The organism is Planktothrix sp. FACHB-1355 (assembly GCF_014748295.1).
GTDB classification, from domain to species: domain Bacteria; phylum Cyanobacteriota; class Cyanobacteriia; order Cyanobacteriales; family Aerosakkonemataceae; genus Aerosakkonema; species Aerosakkonema funiforme_A.
The window spans coordinates 1-1977 of record NZ_JACJUP010001241.1 but is presented as its reverse complement, the minus strand read 5'-3'; the positions used below and the strand labels follow the sequence as shown (position 1 = coordinate 1977).

General features: G+C 44.0%; 3 protein-coding genes. 2 read left to right on the top strand and 1 reads right to left on the bottom strand.

Features of this window, described 5'->3' with window-relative positions; genetic code table 11:
• Positions 1–53: 53 nt before the first annotated feature.
• Together H6S82_RS31205 and H6S82_RS31200 are read left to right on the top strand one after the other, a co-directional pair.
• A complete protein-coding gene (locus H6S82_RS31205) occupies positions 54–1067 on the top strand; it encodes a Gfo/Idh/MocA family oxidoreductase (RefSeq protein ID WP_190466634.1) in 1014 nt (337 codons plus the stop codon).
• Between the two features lie 257 nt (positions 1068–1324).
• Entirely contained in the window at positions 1325–1759 is a 435-nt protein-coding gene (locus tag H6S82_RS31200) for a KTSC domain-containing protein (RefSeq protein ID WP_190466631.1), read from the top strand.
• Here the strand turns inward: H6S82_RS31200 and H6S82_RS33150 are convergent.
• Positions 1756–1977 (bottom strand): hypothetical protein (locus tag H6S82_RS33150; protein WP_206756921.1); only part of this gene is annotated, 222 nt, incomplete at its 5' end. The two genes, H6S82_RS31200 and H6S82_RS33150, sit on opposite strands and share 4 nt — an antisense overlap.

Below are 1977 nucleotides of genomic sequence, written 5' to 3'. Positions count from 1 at the left end.
CAAGGCAAAGCTAATCCAAAATCCAAAATCCAAAATCCAAAATCGGGGGACAAATGACTATTAAAGTTGCTGTATTGGGGGCTGGGCGTTGGGGTGTCCACTTGGTACGAAACTTCTTAGAAAATCCCCAAGCGCTTTTGGTGGCGGTGGTAGACCCGAATTTGGATCGGTTGGCAGCTTTGCGATCGCGCTATCAATTAGATGAGAGTGTAGTTCTGGCAACTAATTGGGAACAGGTGCGAGAATTGCCGGAACTGGAGGCTGTGGCGATCGTCACCCCAGCTTCTACCCACTATAACTTAATCGCTGACGCCCTCCAGCAAGGCTATCACGTTCTGGCAGAAAAACCTTTAACTCTCTACCCGGATGAGTGCTACGAACTTTGTCGCCTTGCAGAACAACAGCAACGTCAACTTGTGGTAGACCACACGTATTTATTTCATCCCGCAGTCATTGGCGGACAAGCGGTGATGCAAAAGGGAACATTGGGAGAATTGCGATATGGCTACGCTGCTAGAACCCACCTTGGCCCAGTGCGTCAGGATATCGATGCAATGTGGGATTTAGCTATTCACGATATCGCCATTTTCAATAGCTGGCTGGGGGAAACTCCCTCTCAAGTCCAAGCTACTGGCAACGTTTGGCTGCAAAATGGATTAGCCGATTTGGTATGGGTGACGCTGACTTATCCCAGCGGATTTCAAGCATATATTCATCTGTGTTGGTCGAATCCCGATAAGCAACGGCGTCTGGCAGTTGTAGGCAGTCAAGGAACCTTAATTTTTGATGAATTATTGACAGAATCACCCCTGACTGTACAGCACGGAACTTTTGAGCAAAAGGGCAATAAATTCGAGCCTATAAATCAAAGCCGCGAAGTTGTGAATCTGGAATCGGGAGAACCTTTAAAGCGAGTTTGCGAACACTTTCTTAGCTGCGTTAGTCAGAACGCGCCTTCAACGGTTTCTTCGGGTTTGGTGGGCGCTAATTTAGTGCAAATTCTGCGTGCTATGACGGAATCTTTGGAAAAAGGTGGTGTGCCGATTAGTGTGACTCAGCTTTTGTAGTGTAGCTTTCGGGGTAATTCATAAATTATATCCTGTCCGCTAGCATCGGTGAGAAAGAATGATGTCTTGGATTGTCTGTTGGCATTGTTGGTTAAAATTTAACCGCAGATTAGGCAGATTAACGCAGATAAGATCGCAAATGTTTTAGGCATCGGATGTTAGCGGATACGAGAGGGTAGGATTATACAGGAAAATGCTATAATTTTAATAGGCAAGTTTCCCCAAAACAAGTTTTTATAGAAATTCAGGATAATCCGATGCGGTTAGTCAGTATTGACCTGAAAAATATAGTGGCGATCGGTCATGCAGAAGGATATTTGGGACTGTTGTTAGACCGGGAAGGAGAACAGGAATATGTCGAGATTCCAGCACCGAGTACGGTTTATAAAGGACTCCAAAAAATTGCCTATATCGCTAATAGTGAAGTCGCTTACTTTTCCACTGTTAAAGGAGAGAAACCGATCGCGATGCTACCGGTGCGATCGACTATGGCATCCGCGATTGGCTACGATGAATCCCGCCAAATCTTGCAAATACAATTTATAAGCGGGACAATCTACCAATACTTTGGTGTGGAGAGGGAAATTTGGAAAATTTTCCGAGATTCTAACTCAAAAGGTAAGTTTTTCAACCAAGAGATTAAAGGCCAATATGCTTCCCTGCGCGTAGATAAGAATAGGGGAGAGAATTAGCGAGTATAATGGGGGATTGTTGGCGACGCTGACAGTCCTCTATTTATTGAGCGATCGACAAACGCCATGAAAGAAATAGTTACCTTCTTTTTCGGATTAGGATTTGTGTTCAATGCCAGTTTATTTATTCCACAAGCCTTGATAATTTTTAAAAATAAAAGTGCGAAAGACGTATCTTTAATAACTTTTCTTGGGTTTAACTTTATCCAGTTAAACGG